Origin of the sequence: Pseudomonas sp. p50(2008) (genome assembly GCF_015351605.1) — a bacterium.
GTDB lineage: Bacteria > Pseudomonadota > Gammaproteobacteria > Pseudomonadales > Pseudomonadaceae > Aquipseudomonas.
On sequence record NZ_JACMYF010000001.1, the window covers coordinates 604409 to 620965 of the forward strand.

At 59.7% G+C, this 16557-nt stretch carries 11 protein-coding genes; 6 read left to right on the forward strand and 5 right to left on the reverse strand.

The genetic code is table 11. The annotated features are described in order from the left end of the window. Window positions 1-142 precede the first annotated feature (142 nt). The 3 genes from zipA to H7698_RS02715 form a co-directional block, all read right to left on the reverse strand. On the reverse strand, window positions 143-997 hold the full coding sequence (gene zipA, locus H7698_RS02705; protein WP_194690491.1) for a cell division protein ZipA: 855 nt from the start codon (window positions 995-997) through the stop codon (window positions 143-145). 238 nt (window positions 998-1235) lie between these two features. Beyond that, window positions 1236-4724 (reverse strand): chromosome segregation protein SMC, encoded by a 3489-nt coding sequence (gene smc / locus H7698_RS02710; protein WP_194690492.1) that lies wholly within the window; start codon window positions 4722-4724, stop codon window positions 1236-1238. A 2-nt stretch (window positions 4725-4726) separates the two neighbouring features. Further along, on the reverse strand, window positions 4727-5386 hold the full coding sequence (locus tag H7698_RS02715; RefSeq protein WP_162440790.1) for a GntR family transcriptional regulator: 660 nt from the start codon (window positions 5384-5386) through the stop codon (window positions 4727-4729). A gap of 268 nt (window positions 5387-5654) precedes the next feature. Between H7698_RS02715 and xdhA the strand changes: the two genes are divergently transcribed. The 4 genes from xdhA (at window position 5655) to guaD (ending at window position 11819) form a co-directional block, all read left to right on the forward strand. Next, entirely contained in the window at window positions 5655-7109 is a 1455-nt protein-coding gene (gene xdhA / locus H7698_RS02720) for a xanthine dehydrogenase small subunit (RefSeq protein ID WP_194690493.1), read from the forward strand. Further along, window positions 7102-9501 carry a xanthine dehydrogenase molybdopterin binding subunit gene (xdhB, locus tag H7698_RS02725; RefSeq protein ID WP_194690494.1) on the forward strand — a complete coding sequence of 800 codons (2400 nt, stop codon included), beginning with the start codon at window positions 7102-7104 and terminating at the stop codon, window positions 9499-9501. The genes xdhA and xdhB overlap by 8 nt, the downstream gene beginning before the upstream one ends. 147 nt (window positions 9502-9648) lie before the next feature. Next, window positions 9649-10506 (forward strand): xanthine dehydrogenase accessory protein XdhC, encoded by an 858-nt coding sequence (xdhC, locus tag H7698_RS02730; RefSeq protein WP_162440793.1) that lies wholly within the window; start codon window positions 9649-9651, stop codon window positions 10504-10506. Between the two features lie 8 nt (window positions 10507-10514). Next, window positions 10515-11819 carry a guanine deaminase gene (guaD, locus tag H7698_RS02735; RefSeq protein ID WP_194690495.1) on the forward strand — a complete coding sequence of 435 codons (1305 nt, stop codon included), beginning with the start codon at window positions 10515-10517 and terminating at the stop codon, window positions 11817-11819. Window positions 11820-11970: 151 nt separating this feature from the next. Here guaD and H7698_RS02740 read toward each other — a convergent pair whose 3' ends face one another. After that, window positions 11971-12735, reverse strand: coding sequence for a GntR family transcriptional regulator (locus H7698_RS02740; protein ID WP_064378756.1), 765 nt, complete (start codon window positions 12733-12735; stop codon window positions 11971-11973). Window positions 12736-13067: 332 nt separating this feature from the next. Here H7698_RS02740 and H7698_RS02745 point away from each other — a divergent pair, with 332 nt between their 5' ends. Next, window positions 13068-14258, forward strand: a complete 1191-nt coding sequence (locus H7698_RS02745) for a benzoate/H(+) symporter BenE family transporter (RefSeq protein WP_194690496.1) — start codon at window positions 13068-13070, stop codon at window positions 14256-14258. Between the two features lie 156 nt (window positions 14259-14414). Here H7698_RS02745 and H7698_RS02750 read toward each other — a convergent pair whose 3' ends face one another. Further along, the gene (locus tag H7698_RS02750; RefSeq protein ID WP_162438361.1) at window positions 14415-14759 is read right to left on the reverse strand and encodes a YggL family protein; all 345 of its coding nucleotides are present in this window, start codon (window positions 14757-14759) and stop codon (window positions 14415-14417) included. Window positions 14760-14992: 233 nt separating this feature from the next. Between H7698_RS02750 and dacB the strand changes: the two genes are divergently transcribed. Continuing rightward, window positions 14993-16453 carry a D-alanyl-D-alanine carboxypeptidase/D-alanyl-D-alanine endopeptidase gene (gene dacB / locus H7698_RS02755; protein ID WP_194690497.1) on the forward strand — a complete coding sequence of 487 codons (1461 nt, stop codon included), beginning with the start codon at window positions 14993-14995 and terminating at the stop codon, window positions 16451-16453. Window positions 16454-16557: the final 104 nt, after the last annotated feature.

Sequence of the window (16557 nt, forward strand, 5' to 3'; positions counted from 1 at the left end):
ATAAAGCAAAAGAGCAGCCTAGGCTGCTCAATCTTATCTGGATCAAGAGATCGCAGCCTCGTTTCACTCGACAGCTCCTACAGAAAAGAACGCGGTCCCTGTAGGAGCTGTCGAGTAAAACGAGGCTGCGATCTTTTTGCCTCTATCGTTTCTGGGTCAGCGCACGACGTTCAAATTCCACGATGCGCTGACGGTAATGCTCGATCGTCTGGGCGGTCAGCACGCTGCGCTGGTCGTCTTTCAATTCGCCGTTCAATTCCTGGGACAGCTTGCGCGCCGCCGCCACCATCACTTCGAAGGCCTGCTTCGGATGACGCGGGCCTGGCAGGCCGAGGAAGAAGCTCACCGCCGGCGTGCTGAAGTGGTCAATATCGTCCAGGTCAAACACCCCCGGCTTCACGGCGTTGGCCATGGAGAACAGCACTTCACCGTTGCCAGCCATGCTTTCGTGGCGATGGAAGATATCCATTTCACCAAAGCGCAGGCCGCTTTCCAGAATGTTCTGCAGCAGCGCCGGGCCTTTGAAGCCGGCCGCGTCACGGCAGATCACGCTGATTACCAGCACTTCCTCGGCTTGCGGCTGATCCCGCTCGCTGCTGGCGTGCGCCGGCTTGGTGTCGTCCGGGAAATCGTCGTCACGGCTGCTGAAGCTCGGACCGCCGTCCAGGTCGAGGTTGAGGTTCAGGTCGCCCTGGGACGGCTCGCCATGGCCACGCTTGCCACGCTTGGCACCCGATTCACGGGCGTCACGGGCCGGCATGCTCACCGACGGCAGATCATGCTCGTCCAGCTGCGGTTCCTTATGGGTGTCCAGGACGCGGGGCGGGCCCAACAGCTCGGCGCTGGTGTCCTCGTCCGGCAGATTGGATAAATTTCGGTCAAGACGGAATTTCAGTTTTCCCTTGCCGCCGCGCATACGGCGCCAGCCATCAAAAAGAATACCGGCAATGACAATAATGCCGATGACGATCAGCCACTCGCGCAGACCGATTTCCATGTAATCCCGTGCCTCTATAAAAAATGCTGAAAAATAAGGGGTTTACAACTCGCAAACCGCTTTAAAACGTGGCGCCAACTCTATGTTCTGACAGGCGTTTTGCCCACGCATACGAAAAATTGATATTAAACTAGCACGACCAAAGGCAACTTTACAGGGCTTCGCTGCTACAAGCTCCAAGCCAGGTGCCGCAAGCTCGTCACTGACCGCTCAAAGCTTGCCGCTTGTGGCTACGCTGCTAGGCGTCCACCAACGCCATCGCCTCCTCGACATCCACCGCCACCAGTCGCGAACAGCCCGGTTCGTGCATCGTCACCCCCATCAGTTGATCGGCCATTTCCATGGCGATCTTGTTGTGGGTGATGTAGATGAACTGCACTGTCTGGGACATCTCTTTGACCAGCCGTGCATAGCGTCCAACGTTCGCGTCATCCAAAGGCGCATCCACTTCATCGAGCATGCAGAACGGCGCGGGATTGAGCTTGAAGATCGCAAAAACCAGGGCCAATGCGGTCAGGGCTTTTTCGCCACCGGAGAGCAAATGGATGGTGCTGTTCTTCTTTCCTGGCGGCTGCGCCATGATCGTTACCCCTGTATCGAGTAGATCTTCGCCCGTCAGTTCCAAATACGCGCGTCCGCCACCGAAAACTTTTGGAAAAAGTGCCTGTAAACCGCCATTGATCTGATCAAAGGTATCTTTGAAGCGGTTACGGGTTTCCTTGTCGATCTTGCGAATCACGTTCTCGAGGGTGTCGAGCGCTTCGACCAGATCGTCGTTTTGCGCATCCAGATAATGCTTACGCTCCGATTGCTGCGTGTATTCGTCAATGGCCGCGAGGTTGATCGCACCCAGGCGCTGAATCCGTGCAGCAATGCGTTCGAGTTCTTCTTCGGCGTCTTTCTCGTTGGCCTCTGCCGTCAGCGTGGCGAGCACGCCGTGCAGGTCATAGCCATCTTCCAGCAACTGATCCTGCAGGGTCTTGCGACGCACCGTCAGCGCTTGCCATTCCATGCGCTGCATTTCCAGTTGACTGCGAATCAGCTGGGATTGTTGCTCGGCCTGGGTGCGGCGCTTCTCGGCCTCGCGCAATTCGCGGTCGGCGTCTTCCAGGGCGATCTGCGCGGTCTTGAGTTCTTCGTCGACAGTCATGCGCTTGTCTAGCAACTCTTCAAGCTTGAGGCGCAGCTCTTCCAGCGGTGCCTCGCCCTCCTCCAGATTGAGGCTCAATTGCTCGCGCTTTTCGGTCAGGCGTTCGGACTGCATTTCCAGTCGTTCCAATGCTTGCCGTGTTGAATCGTGCTGAGCCTTGAGCGAACCGAGTCGCACCGCCAACTGATGCGCATGATCCTTATGCTGGCGGGCTTCCTGCCGCACGCGATCAAGCCGTTCGCGCAGGCTGTCGCGCTGGGCCATCAGCTGCTCGCGTTGCTCGGTGTCGAGGGCCATGCTGTCGAGGGCCTCTTGCAATTGCAGGCGCGCCTCGCCGATTTCTTCGTGTTCCTGGGCACGTTGCTCTGCGAGTTCGGTGAGCTCTTCGTCCAGCCGTGTGCGGCGCAGGGTCAATTGCTCGACCTTGGCTTTGCCGGCGGACAACTGGGCTTTCAGCTCACCTTGCTGACGCGCTTCGTCTTGCAACAGGCGACGCAAATGTTCGCGGCCGTTCTCCTGCTGACGCTGCTGTGCCCTGAGATTTTGCAGCTGGGTTTCCAGGGTTTCGACCGTGGCTTCGCGCTCTTCACGCTCAATGCTCAGGCTCTGGATTTCCTGACCCCGAGCCAGCACGCCGCTTTCCGCTTCACTCGCCCGACGCACGCGCAGAAAGTGCCGGCCGACCCAGTAACCGTCGCGACTGATCAGGCTCTGGCCGGCGCTCAGTTGACTGCGCTGGGCCAGGGCCTGTTCGAGGTTGTCGACCGGTTTGACCTGCCCCAGCCAAGGCGACAGATCGATCAGCGCCTCAACCTTGTCGAGCAAACTGCCGGCAACACGCAGCCCGTCACTGGCCGGACTGAGCAAGCGCAGATCGCCCTGGGCGAACCCGGCCAGGTCGTAATCACCAAAATCATCCACCAGCACTGCTTGCAGGTCGGCACCCAGAACGGTTTCCACCGCCAACTCCCAACCGGCTTCAACCTTGAGGCCTTCGGCCAGACGGGGACGGTCCGCCAGGTGTTGCTCACGCAGCCATTCAGCGGTGCCGGTGCCAGGGTCGAGCGCAGCTTGCTGCAGGGCCTCGAGGGATGCGAGGCGTCCGTTCAGACGCTGCAGATCACCCTGTGCCTGTTGCTGATTCTGTAGCGCGAGCTGTAATTCCTGGCGCAGTTGTTCGAGGCGTTCGACCTGGGCCTCTTCACTGGCCTGCAAGTCTTCCAGCGTCGCTTCACTGGCGGCCAACTGCTCGCTGAGCTCCATGATCGCGGCGTCTTCCGGGTCCGCCGACAGCAACGCACGCTCTTCGCCGAGACGCTTCTGACGATCGGCCAGACGCTCCATGCTGGTTTCCAGCTGCTGGATGCGCGACTGCTGAACTTCGGCCTGGCGACGGGGCTCGGCAGCCGTCAGGTTGAACGTGTCCCACTGCTCCTGCCAGCCGTGCATGGTGGTTTCGGATTCTTCCAGCGCGGCAGCGGCTTCTTCAGCGGCTGCGCTGGTGACTTCCTGTTCTGGCGTGAGCATGTCCAGCTCTTCGCCGAGGGTCAGCAGCAGCGTGCGGTCGTGGCCCAGGTGCGATTCGGTTTCCAGGCGCGCGCGTTCGGCTTCTTTGAGATCGTCCTGCAGTTGGCGCAACCGTTGCTGGCCGTGCTGGATACTCTGTTCGACCCGGGCAATATCGCCACCGACCGAATAGAAGCGCCCTTGCACCAGATTGAAGCGCTCGGACAGATCGTGGTGCCCGTCACGCAGGCGTTCGATACTCGCGTCGGCGTTGCGCTGCTCGGCGACCAGGGCTTCGAAGGTGACTTCCTGGGTGCCGATGATCGCCTCGCGCTGGCCGACCTGATCGTTCAACGCCTGCCAGCGCAAGGCCGACAGTTGGGCCTTGAGCTGACGCTCCTCGCCTTTGTATTCCTGATACTTCCTGGCCGACTCGGCCTGGCGATGCAAGCGCTCGAGTTGACGCGTCAGCTCTTCGCGCAGGTCCGTCAGGCGCTCGAGGTTTTCGTGGGTGCGACGAATGCGGTTTTCGGTCTCGCGTCGGCGCTCCTTGTACTTGGAGATGCCCGCCGCTTCTTCAATAAAATTGCGCAGGTCCTCAGGCTTGGACTCGATCAGCTTGGAGATCATCCCCTGCTCGATGATCGAGTAGCTGCGCGGCCCCAGGCCAGTGCCGAGGAAGATGTCGGTGATGTCGCGACGACGGCATTTGGTGCCGTTGAGGTAATAGGTGGTCTGGCTGTCGCGGGTCACTTTGCGGCGAATGGAGATTTCCGCATAGGCGGCGTATTCGCCCAGCAGCGTGCCGTCAGAGTTGTCGAACACCAGTTCGATGCTCGCCTGGCTCACGGGCTTGCGGCTGGTGGAGCCGTTGAAGATGACGTCGGTCATCGACTCGCCGCGCAGGTTCTTGGCCGAGCTCTCGCCCATCACCCAACGAACGGCGTCGATGATGTTCGACTTGCCGCAACCATTGGGCCCGACCACCGCCGCCATGTTACTGGGGAAGTTCACCGTGGTCGGGTCGACGAAGGATTTGAACCCCGCCAGCTTGATGCACTTGAGCCGCACGCTTAGGCGTCCGTCAGGGCGGAAACCACCAGATCGCAGCTGCGTTGGCCATAGGCGGTCAGCACTTCACGGATTTGCGCAAAGTCGCGCGCCAGCACGGCGGCGAGCAAGCGCTCGAACAGCTCAAGGAACTCGCTCATCGATGCCTTGCGCTGATCCAGGGCGAGAAAATACGCACGGCTCATGGCCGGCTGCAGATTTTCGACGGTTTCCTGCAAATACGGGTTATTGGCGAACGGATACGCAGCGCGCATCACATTGAAGCTGTCATCCACAAAGGTGCGGATGTCCTGGCGCTCGAAACTGTCGGTCAGGCGCTGCTGGATCTGCACGAACGGCGCCATGTCGGCCTGGACTTTCCAGCCGGCAGCTACTGCATTGCCGAGCAGGATATAAAGCTCGCTCATCAATGTGCACAGGCTCTGAACCTTGTGCGCCGTCAACTCGGTCACGTGCGCGCCCCGTCGCGGCAGGATCGCGATCAGGTGGCGACGCTCGAGGATCAACAAGGCCTCACGGACCGAGCCGCGACTGACATTGAGGGCCAGCGTGACCTTTTGTTCCTGGATCCGCTCCCCGGGCTTCATTTCACCGCGAATGATGCGTTCGGCGAGGTGGTGAGCAATTTGCTCGGCGAGGCTATCCGGCGCCTTGAACGTCATGATTGTCCTTCAAACTCTTTCGATCTGCACAGGCGGCGCAGTGTAGCGCACATGAGGGGTTGTGGCGGAGTGCCCACTCAGCGGTTTTTGGCACGATTCCCGCAAAAAAGCAGGCTATCCCGAGAGGGTCAATACTGATGGAACGCGTTGTTGATCGCCAAAACAGGTTTTCCTGACCTTTAAGTCAGAAAATCATTGACCGAAAAGTCAGACCTGATAAATTCGGTTCAAAGCGGTTAACAACAATAATGAGTCTGCGAGGCCTTCCGTGATCCAGTTTTTACTTAACCAGGAACTCCGTAGCGAGCACGCCCTGGACCCAAACCTGACCGTGCTCAATTATCTGCGCGACCATGTGGGCAAACCCGGCACCAAAGAAGGCTGCGCCAGCGGTGACTGCGGTGCCTGCACCGTGGTGGTTGGCGAGCTGCAAACGGATGACGAGGGCCGCGAGCACATTCGTTATCGCAGCCTCAACTCTTGCCTGACTTTTGTGTCGTCGCTGCACGGCAAACAGCTGATCAGCGTCGAAGACCTCAAACACAAAGGCGAACTGCACAGCGTGCAGAAAGCCATGGTCGAGTGCCATGGTTCGCAGTGTGGCTTCTGCACCCCAGGCTTCGTGATGTCACTGTTCGCCCTGCAAAAGAACAGCGACCAACCAGACTCGCACAAAGCCCACGAAGCCCTGGCCGGCAACCTGTGCCGCTGCACCGGGTATCGCCCGATCCTGGAAGCCGCCGAGCAGTCTTGCTGCGGTAAACAGCCGGACCAATTCGACGCCCGCGAAGCCGACACCATTGCCCGCCTGAAAGCCATCGCACCCACCGACATCGGCGAACTCAACAGCGGTGACAAGCGCTGCCTGGTGCCGCTGACCGTGGCCGACCTGGCCGACCTCTATGATGCATACCCACAAGCTCGCCTGCTGGCGGGCGGTACCGACCTGGCGCTCGAAGTCACGCAATTCCACCGCACCTTGCCGGTGATGATCTACGTCGGCAACGTCGCCGAAATGAAGCGCATCGAACGCTTCGACGACCGTCTGGAAATCGGCGCCGCGACCGCCCTCTCCGATTGCTACGAAGCGTTGAAATCCGAATACTCGGACTTTGGCGATTTACTGCAGCGCTTCGCCTCTTTGCAGATTCGCAACCAGGGCACGCTCGGCGGCAACATCGGTAACGCCTCGCCGATTGGTGACTCGCCGCCCCTGTTGATCGCCCTGGGCGCGCAGATCGTTCTGTGCAAAGGCGAAACCCGTCGCACGATGGCGCTGGAAGATTACTTCATCGATTACCGGGTCACGGCGCGTCAGGAAAGCGAGTTCATCGAAAAGATCATTGTGCCCCGCGCCAGCGTCGAACAACTGTTCCGCGCCTACAAGGTTTCCAAGCGCCTGGACGATGACATTTCAGCGGTCTGCGCTGCGTTCAATCTGCGCATCGAAAACGGCGTGATCGCTGATGCCCGCGTCGCCTTCGGTGGCATGGCGGCCACGCCAAAACGTGCGAAAAGCTGTGAGGCGGTTTTGCTCGGTTCACCGTTCAACCACGCCACCGTCGAACGTGCATGCGCCGCCCTGGGCGAAGACTTCACGCCGCTGTCGGACTTCCGCGCCAGCAAGGAATACCGCCTGCTCAGCGCGCAAAACCTGCTGCGCAAATACTTCATCGAACTGCAAACACCGCACATCGAGACTCGGGTGACCGCTTATGTCTAATCATCACGCTATAGAGAAGACCCAAGCCGAACTGGCTGAACTGTTTGCCAAGGACCTGACCAGTGGCGTCGGCCGCAGCGTCAAGCATGACAGCGCCGCCAAGCACGTCTCCGGTGAAGCGCAGTACATCGACGACCGTCTGGAATTTCCAAACCAGCTGCACGTTTACGCCCGGCTGTCGGACCGCGCCCACGCGAAAATCATCAGCATCGACACCAAGCCCTGCTACGCCTTCGAAGGCGTGCGCATCGCAATCACCCATGAAGACGTCCCGGGCCTGAAAGACATCGGCCCGTTGCTGCCCGGCGATCCGCTGCTGGCCATCGATGACGTGCAGTTCGTCGGTCAACCGGTGCTCGCCGTGGCCGCGAAAGACCTGGAAACCGCACGCAAAGCCGCCATGGCTGCGATCATCGAATACGAAGACCTCGAACCGGTACTGGATGTCGTCGAAGCCCTGCGCAAACGTCACTTCGTGCTCGACAGCCATACCCATCAGCGGGGTGATTCGGCCAGTGCATTGGCGGGCGCTGAACATCGCATTCAAGGCACGTTGCACATTGGCGGCCAGGAGCATTTTTACCTGGAAACCCAGATCTCTTCGGTGATGCCGACTGAAGACGGCGGGATGATCGTCTACTGCTCGACCCAGAACCCCACCGAAGTGCAAAAGCTGGTCGCTGAGGTGCTGGACGTGTCGATGAACAAGATCGTCGTCGACATGCGTCGCATGGGCGGTGGTTTTGGCGGCAAGGAAACCCAGGCGGCGAGCCCGGCATGCCTCTGTGCCGTGATCGCGCACCTCACTGGCCAGCCGACCAAGATGCGCCTGCCGCGTGTCGAAGACATGCTGATGACCGGCAAGCGCCACCCGTTTTACGTCGAGTATGACGTCGGCTTCGACAGCACCGGTCGCCTGCACGGGATCGCCCTGGAACTGGCCGGCAACTGCGGCTGCTCGCCAGACCTGTCGGCCTCGATTGTCGACCGCGCGATGTTCCACGCCGACAACTCGTACTACCTGGGCGATGCAACCATCAACGGTCACCGCTGCAAAACCAACACCGCATCGAACACGGCTTATCGTGGCTTCGGCGGCCCGCAAGGCATGGTCGCCATTGAAGAAGTGATGGACGCGATTGCCCGCCATCTGGGCCTCGATCCGCTGGCGGTGCGCAAGGCCAACTACTACGGCAAGACCGAGCGCAACGTCACCCATTACTACCAGACCGTCGAGCACAACATGCTCGAGGAAATGACCGCCGAGCTGGAGGAAAGCAGCCAGTATGCCGAGCGTCGCGAAGCGATTCGCCGCTACAACGCCAACAGCCCGATCCTGAAAAAAGGCCTGGCGCTGACCCCGGTGAAATTCGGCATTTCCTTCACTGCCAGTTTCCTCAACCAGGCCGGTGCGCTGATCCATATTTACACCGATGGCAGCATCCACCTGAACCATGGCGGCACCGAAATGGGTCAGGGCTTGAACATCAAGGTTGCGCAAGTCGTGGCAGAGGTCTTTCAAGTCGAAATCGACCGCGTGCAAATCACCGCCACCAACACCGACAAGGTCCCGAACACCTCGCCGACTGCAGCTTCCAGCGGTGCTGACCTGAACGGCAAAGCCGCGCAGAACGCCGCCGAAATTATCAAGAAACGCCTGGTCGAATTCGCTGCCCGTCAATACAAGGTCAGCGAAGAGGACGTGGAATTCCACAACGGCCACGTGCGGGTTCGCGATCACATCCTGACCTTCGAAGCGCTGATCCAACAGGCCTATTTCGCCCAGGTTTCGTTGTCGAGCACCGGCTTCTACAAGACCCCGAAAATCTTCTACGACCGAAGTCAGGCACGAGGTCGGCCATTCTATTACTTTGCGTTCGGCGCAGCCTGTTGTGAAGTGATCATCGACACCCTGACCGGCGAGTACAAAATGCTGCGCACCGACATTCTTCACGACGTCGGCGCCTCGCTGAACCCGGCCATCGACATCGGTCAGGTCGAGGGCGGTTTCATCCAGGGCATGGGTTGGCTGACCATGGAAGAGCTGGTGTGGAACAACAAGGGCAAACTGATGACCAACGGCCCGGCCAGCTACAAGATCCCGGCGGTCGCGGACATGCCGCTGGACCTGCGGGTGAAGCTGGTGGAAAACCGCAAGAACCCGGAAGACACGGTGTTCCACTCCAAAGCAGTGGGCGAGCCACCGTTCATGCTCGGCATCGCGGCGTGGTGTGCGATCAAGGATGCAGTGGCGAGTCTGGGCGACTACAAACATCAACCGCACATCGACGCGCCGGCGACCCCGGAGCGGGTGTTGTGGGGCTGTGAGCAGATGCGTCAGTTGAAGGTGGCGAAGGCGGTTGAGGCAGAGCCGGAGTTGGCTTCGCTTTAAGACCGAGTCGCCTCCAATCGCTAGCAGGCTAGCTCCCACAGTGGATTTTTAGTGAGCACACATTCTGTGGCTAACAGAGATCCAAAGGTGGGAGCCAGCCTGCTGGCGATGAGGCCCGAACTGACTACACAGATGTCGAGGTGAAACATGTACAACTGGATTGACGCCCTCGCCGACCTGCAAAACCGCGGTGAACCCTGCGTGTTGGTGACCATCATCGAAGAGCTCGGCTCGACGCCACGCAATGCCGGTTCGAAAATGGTCATCAGTGCCCACCAGACGTTCGACACCATCGGTGGCGGGCACCTGGAATACAAGGCCATGCAGATCGGCCGCGAAATGCTCGCCAGTGGCAAGCAGGACACGCACCTGGAGCGCTTCAGCCTCGGCGCCAGCCTGGGCCAATGCTGTGGCGGCGTGACCGTGTTGCTGTTTGAACCCATGGGCCAGGTCCAGGCGCAGATCGCCGTGTTCGGCGCCGGCCATGTGGGCCGTGCACTGGTGCCGCTGCTGGCGAGCCTGCCCTGTCGCGTGCGCTGGATCGACTCGCGGGATGCGGAGTTCCCTGAGCAGATGCCCCACGGCGTGCGCAAGATCGTCGCCGAAGAACCGGTGGATGAAATCGACGATTTGCCCGCCGGCAGTTACTGCATCGTCATGACCCATAATCACCAGCTCGATCTCGAACTCACCGCCGCAATCCTCAAGCGCAACGATTTCACCTACTTCGGCCTGATTGGTTCGAAGACCAAACGGGTGAAGTTCGAACATCGCCTGCGTGATCGCGGTTTCGACAGCGCCGTGCTGCAACGCATGCGCTGCCCGATGGGCATCGGCGACGTCAAAGGCAAGTTGCCTGTGGAAATCGCCATCTCCATCGCCGGCGAAATCATCGCCACGTACAACGCCAATTTCGGCCAGCAAACGTCCAGCGCCGAACCGATTGCCAAGCTGCTGCCAGCATCACGTCGCAGCCACGCTTCAAACCTGAAAGCCACGAATTGAGAACGACAATGCCTCTGACTCGAAAAGCCTACCGCGCCGCCATCCTGCACAGCATCGCCGATCCCGCCGAAGTGGGCATCGAAGCCTCCTACGAGTATTTCGAGGACGGCTTGCTGGTGGTCGATAACGGCCAGATCAGCGCCATAGGCCACGCCAGCGAATTGCTGCCGACCCTGCCGGCCGATATCGACATCACCCACTATCAGGACGCCCTGATCACCCCGGGTTTCATCGACACCCACATTCACTTGCCGCAAACCGGCATGGTCGGCGCCTACGGCGAGCAACTGCTGGACTGGCTCAATACCTACACGTTTCCCTGCGAAAGCCAGTTCGCCGACAAGGCTCACGCCGACGAAGTCGCGGACATTTTCATCAAGGAATTGCTGCGCAACGGCACCACCACGGCACTGGTTTTCGGCAGCGTGCACCCGCAATCGGTGAACTCGTTCTTCGAGGCTGCCGAGCAGCTGGACCTGCGCATGATCGCCGGCAAAGTGATGATGGACCGCAATGCGCCGGACTACCTGACCGACACCGCTGAATCCAGCTACGTGGAAAGCAAGGCACTGATCGAGCGCTGGCACGGCAAGGGCCGCTTGCACTACGCGGTCACGCCGCGTTTCGCCCCGACCAGTACGCCGGAACAGTTGACCCTCGCCGGTCAATTGCTCAGCGAGTATCCGGATCTCTACATGCAGACCCACATCAGCGAAAACCTGAAAGAGATCGAGTGGGTCAAGGAGCTATTCCCGGAGCGCAAAGGCTATCTCGACGTCTACGATCACTACCAACTGCTCGGCGAGCGCTCGGTGTTCGCCCACGGTGTGCACCTGTGCGATGACGAGTGCGCGCGACTGGCAGAAACCGGTTCGGCCATCGCTTTCTGCCCGACCTCGAACTTCTTCCTCGGCAGCGGCCTGTTTAACCTGCCGATGGCCGAGAAACACAAACTCAATGTCGGCATCGGCACCGATGTGGGCGGGGGCACCAGTTTCTCGCTGCTGCAAACCCTGAACGAAGCGTACAAAGTCGTGCAGCTGCAAGGCGCACGACTGAGCCCGTTCAAATCCCTGTACCTGGCGACCCTGGGCGGTGCCCGTGCGCTGCGTCTGGAAGACAAGATCGGCACGTTGCTGCCGGGCACCGACGCGGATTTCCTGGTGCTGGATTACAACGCTACGCCGCTGCTCAGCTATCGCTTGAAGCAGGCCAACAACATTGCCGAGACGTTGTTTGTACTGATGACGCTGGGCGATGACCGGACGGTGCTGCAGACCTATGCGGCGGGTGCGCTGGTGCATCAGCGCTAAGTCTTCAGGCATAAAAAATCCCCCGCCGCTTTTCAGCCCGGGGGATTTTTATTGCCTGCCAGAAAGATCAAAAGATCGCAGCCTTCGGCAGCTCCTACAGAGGTACTCGTACTCCTGTAGGAGCTGTCGAGTGAAACGAGGCTGCGATCTTTTAAAGCTTGGCCGCTGGCCGCCCAGGCTTCTTGGTCTGCAACAAATGCGAGAACACCGCATGCAAATCATCCGACGCACTTTCTTCGTCAAGGTTGAGCTTGCTGTCGATGTGATCCATGTGGTGCATCATCAAATCCACCGCCAGCTCACCATTGCGCGCTTCGATGGCATCGATCAACTGGGTGTGCTCGTCGTATGAACAGTGCGAACGATTGCCGCTTTCGTACTGTGCAATGATCAACGAAGTCTGCGACACCAGGCTGCGCTGGAAGCTGATCAGCGGTGCATTCTTTGCCGCTTCAGCCAGTTTCAGGTGGAACTCGCCCGACAGACGGATACCTGCACCGCGATCGCCACGGGAAAAACTGTCGCGCTCGTCGTTGACCATCTGACGCAGCTCGGCGATCTGCTCGGCTGTCGCGTGCTGAACCGCCAGTTCGGTGATCGCTCGCTCCACCAGACGCCGGGCCAGGAACACCTGCCGTGCCTCTTCGACACTCGGGCTGGCAACGACGGCGCCGCGATTGGGACGCAGCAGCACAACCCCTTCATGGGCCAGGCGCGATAGCGCACGGCGAATGATGGTGCGACTGACCCCGAAAATTTCCCCCAGCGCTTCTTCGCTCAACTTGGTGCCGGGCGCCAGACGCTGCTCGAGGATGGCCTCGAAGATATGCGCGTAGACAATATCGTCCTGGGTACCGCTGCGGCCGGCTTTGCCTGCTCGCGGTTGTTTCTTGAGGGGCTGCAACTGTTCGTTCATGGGCACTCGAGTCGGGAGAACTGCGGCGAATTGACCGTGACTGTAATACGGCACAGTGGGTCGCTGGCAAGTATCGCGTAAAAAACACCGCGATTGTACACAATGGATGGTGGCAACACGACTGTACGGCTGTTTGTTGCCTCCGCTGTATTGCAACGCAGGGTTACGTTTGAGTTTAGGCTTGATCGCAGAATCCGCAGCCAAACGCGTCCTTGTAGGAGCAAAGCTTGCTCGCGATGGCATTCCCGAGATCGCTATCGCGGGCAAGCCTTGCTCCCACAGTATTCCGTGTTGCTACGGACATCTTCATCAGAACAAAGGAACACCCCGTCATGAACGACGCCACGCACACGCAGCTCCGCCCTCTGGCCGATACGTCACCTTCGGCGATCGTTGCCGGTTTCATCGCCATGATGACCGGCTACACCAGCTCCCTGGTGTTGATGTTCCAGGCCGGCCAATCCGCCGGCCTGACCAGCGGGCAGATTTCGTCGTGGATCTGGGCGATCTCGATTGGCATGGCGGTGTGCTCGATCGGCTTGTCCCTGCGTTATCGGACGCCCATCACCATCGCCTGGTCGACGCCCGGCGCAGCGCTGCTGATCACCAGCCTCGGCGGTGTCAGCTACGGCGAAGCGATCGGCGCCTACATCACCTGCGCCGTCCTGGTCACGATTTGTGGTTTGACCGGCAGCTTCGAGCGCCTGGTCAAAAAGATTCCGGCCTCCCTGGCGGCTGCGTTATTGGCGGGGATTCTGTTCAAGATCGGCAGTGAAATCTTTGTCGCGGCGCAGCATCGCATGGCGCTGGTCTTGGGGATGTTCTTCACTTATCTGGTGATCAAGCGCCTGTCGCCGCGTTATGCCGTGCTGGCTGCATTGCTGATCGGTACGGCCCTGTCAGGGTTCATGGGGTTACTGGACTTCAGTGGCTTCCACCTGGAAGTGGCGACGCCTGTATGGACCACGCCGCACTTCTCCCTGGCTGCCACCATCAGCATCGGCATTCCGCTGTTTGTCGTGGCCATGACCTCGCAAAACATGCCAGGGATCGCGGTTTTGCGCGCCGATGGGTACAACGTGCCCGCGTCACCGCTGATCACCACCACCGGCATCGCCTCGCTGCTGCTGGCACCGTTTGGCTCGCACGGGATCAACCTGGCGGCCATCAGCGCAGCAATCTGCACCGGCCCCCATGCCCACGAAGATCGCAACAAGCGCTACACGGCGGCGGTCTGGTGCGGGATTTTCTACGGGATCGCCGGTGTGTTCGGCGCGACACTGGCGGCGCTGTTTGCCGCGCTGCCCAAAGAACTGGTGCTGTCGATTGCGGCGCTGGCGTTGTTCGGCTCGATAATCAATGGCCTGAGCATTGCCATGAGCGAAGTGAAGGAGCGCGAAGCGGCGCTGATCACCTTCATGGTGACGGCGTCGGGGCTGACGCTGTTTTCCATCGGTTCGGCGTTTTGGGGGATTGTGGCGGGGGTGGTGACGTTAGTGATCTTGAATTGGCGTAAAGCCTGATCCCCTGTAGGAGCGAGCTTGCTCGCGATGGACTTGAGGACGCCGCGTTTATTCAGAAAAAACGCGTAATCGTTAACGTCCATCGCGAGCGAGCTCGCTCCTGCAAAAAGCAGGCATAAAAAAACGGCGACCCTTGGGTCGCCGTTTTTTCTAACATCACGCTACCGGATTGATCGGCTTTTCCGGGTACCAGACGTCGATCAGCGGGCTGACGGTTGCTTCGGTCAGTTCGCTGCGGCCTTTGAGCCAGGCTTCAACAGCAGCGCGCTGCTCTTCGGATACCGAGCCACGTTTCTGCAGGCAAACCAGACCGAAGTCGTCGCCGCCAACATAACCCAGACCGTTGGCTTCCATGGCTTCTTGCAGGAACGCATCGAGGAAAGCATCAATGGCTTCATCAGCCAAATCTTCTTTGAAATCCAGGTTCAGTTCGAAACCCAGCTCTTGAAATTCATCGACGCACAGTTTTTTGCGCAGACGCTGGGAACGGTTAGTCGCCATTGGAACAATCCTCATAAGTAATAACGGGCGGCACTTTAGCAGTTTAAGCCGCCAATTGCCCGACTCTCTGGGCGCGGCGACCTACCGTCGGTAAAAAAATAGCTTATTAGCGGGCCAGGTCACGGCACAAGCCCCTACACCTTGGGGCATAATGCCGACACTTTCATGACTACTGAGGGAATTTATCTTCATGCCCTCGTCTTTTTCCCCTCGGCTGTAGGGTTCTATTTCATATGATCAAATCTTTGCGTCCATTGTTGCTGGCCGGTTTACTTCTCCCATTGGCCCTCCCGCTTGCCGCTGCGCCCATTAATACCGGCTTGACTCCCAACGTTGAAAAGGCCCTCAAGGCCAGCAAACTGCAGGACAACGCCCTGTCCCTGGTGCTGATTCCGCTCAACGGCCCGGGCACACCGACCATTTTCAATGCGGACGTCTCGGTCAACCCGGCGTCGACCATGAAGCTGGTCACCACTTACGCGGCGCTGGAAATGCTCGGCCCGAACCACCAGTGGAAAACCGAGTTCTACACCGACGGCCCCCTCAGCGGCGGCATTCTCAACGGCAACCTCTTCCTTAAAGGTGGCGGCGATCCGAAGCTGAACATGGAAAAACTCTGGTTGCTGATGCGAGACCTGCGCGCCAATGGCGTCACGCAGATCACCGGCGACCTGGTGCTGGACCGCAATTTCTTCACGCAACCGCAACTGCCCGAGTTCAACGATGACGGCAATGACGAGAACAAGCCGTTCCTGGTCAAACCCGATTCGCTGATGGTCAACCTCAAGGCGCTGCGCTTTGTGGCCCGCAATGACAACGGCCGGGTACTGGTGTCGGTCGAGCCACCGATTGCCTCGATCCGTATCGAAAACCAGGTCAAGGCCATCAACTCCAAGCAGTGCACCGGCGGCGTGCGCTACAACCCGGTGACCCAACCCGATGGCAGCGTGACCGTGACGGTTGGCGGCCAGTTGGGCGATGGCTGCAGCTCCCAGACGTACCTGTCGCTGCTGGACCACGCGACCTACACCGCCGGTGCGGTCCGGGCCATCTGGAAAGAGCTGGGCGGCAGCATTCAGGGCAAGGACGTTCTGGCGCCTACGCCGAAAAATGCCAAATTGCTGGCCCGGGCTTATTCGCCGGACCTGGCGGAAATTATCCGCGACGTCAACAAATACAGTAACAACACCATGGCCCAGCAGCTGTTCCTGAGCCTGGGTCAGCGGTTCCGCACCGACGCCGATGGCGACGACGCCAAGGCTGCCCAGCGCGTGGTTCGGCAGTGGCTGGCGAAGAAAGGCATCACCGCGCCGCACCTGATCATGGAGAACGGCTCCGGCCTGTCCCGCGCCGAGCGAGTCAGCGCCCGGGAAATGGCGGCGATGCTGCAGGCCGCCTGGCGCAGCCCGTACGCCGCAGAGTTCATCAGCTCGATGCCGATTGCCGGCACCGACGGCACCATGCGCAAGCGCTTGAAGACCACCGCAATGCGCGGTGAAGCGCACGTCAAGACCGGCACCCTGAATACCGTTCGAGCGATCTCCGGCTATAGCCGCGACATCAACGGCAATACCTGGGCGGTGGTCGCGATCCTCAACGACAAGGCTCCCTTCGGCGCATCGTCGGTGCTGGATCAGGTGCTGCTGGACCTGTATCGCCAGCCGAAACTGCCAGAGACGGCGTCGGTGCTGTAACCGGATAGACCTGCCACAAAAACAATTGTGGGAGTGAGCCTGCTCGCGATAGCGGTGTATCAGTCGACATAAAAGTTGAATGATACTCCGCAATCGCGAGCAGG

Excerpts from the sequence above, each read along its gene's own strand:
- H7698_RS02715 (WP_162440790.1), bottom strand. The coding sequence starts at position 5,386 with ATGACGTTCAAGGCGCCGGATAGCCTCGCCGAGCAAATTGCTCACCAC.
- guaD (WP_194690495.1), top strand. The coding sequence starts at position 10,515 with ATGCCTCTGACTCGAAAAGCCTACCGCGCCGCCATCCTGCACAGCATC.
- H7698_RS02740 (WP_064378756.1), bottom strand. The coding sequence starts at position 12,735 with ATGAACGAACAGTTGCAGCCCCTCAAGAAACAACCGCGAGCAGGCAAA.
- zipA (WP_194690491.1), bottom strand. The coding sequence starts at position 997 with ATGGAAATCGGTCTGCGCGAGTGGCTGATCGTCATCGGCATTATTGTC.
- dacB (WP_194690497.1), top strand. The coding sequence starts at position 14,993 with ATGATCAAATCTTTGCGTCCATTGTTGCTGGCCGGTTTACTTCTCCCA.
- xdhC (WP_162440793.1), top strand. The coding sequence starts at position 9,649 with ATGTACAACTGGATTGACGCCCTCGCCGACCTGCAAAACCGCGGTGAA.
- H7698_RS02750 (WP_162438361.1), bottom strand. The coding sequence starts at position 14,759 with ATGGCGACTAACCGTTCCCAGCGTCTGCGCAAAAAACTGTGCGTCGAT.
- xdhB (WP_194690494.1), top strand. The coding sequence starts at position 7,102 with ATGTCTAATCATCACGCTATAGAGAAGACCCAAGCCGAACTGGCTGAA.
- H7698_RS02745 (WP_194690496.1), top strand. The coding sequence starts at position 13,068 with ATGAACGACGCCACGCACACGCAGCTCCGCCCTCTGGCCGATACGTCA.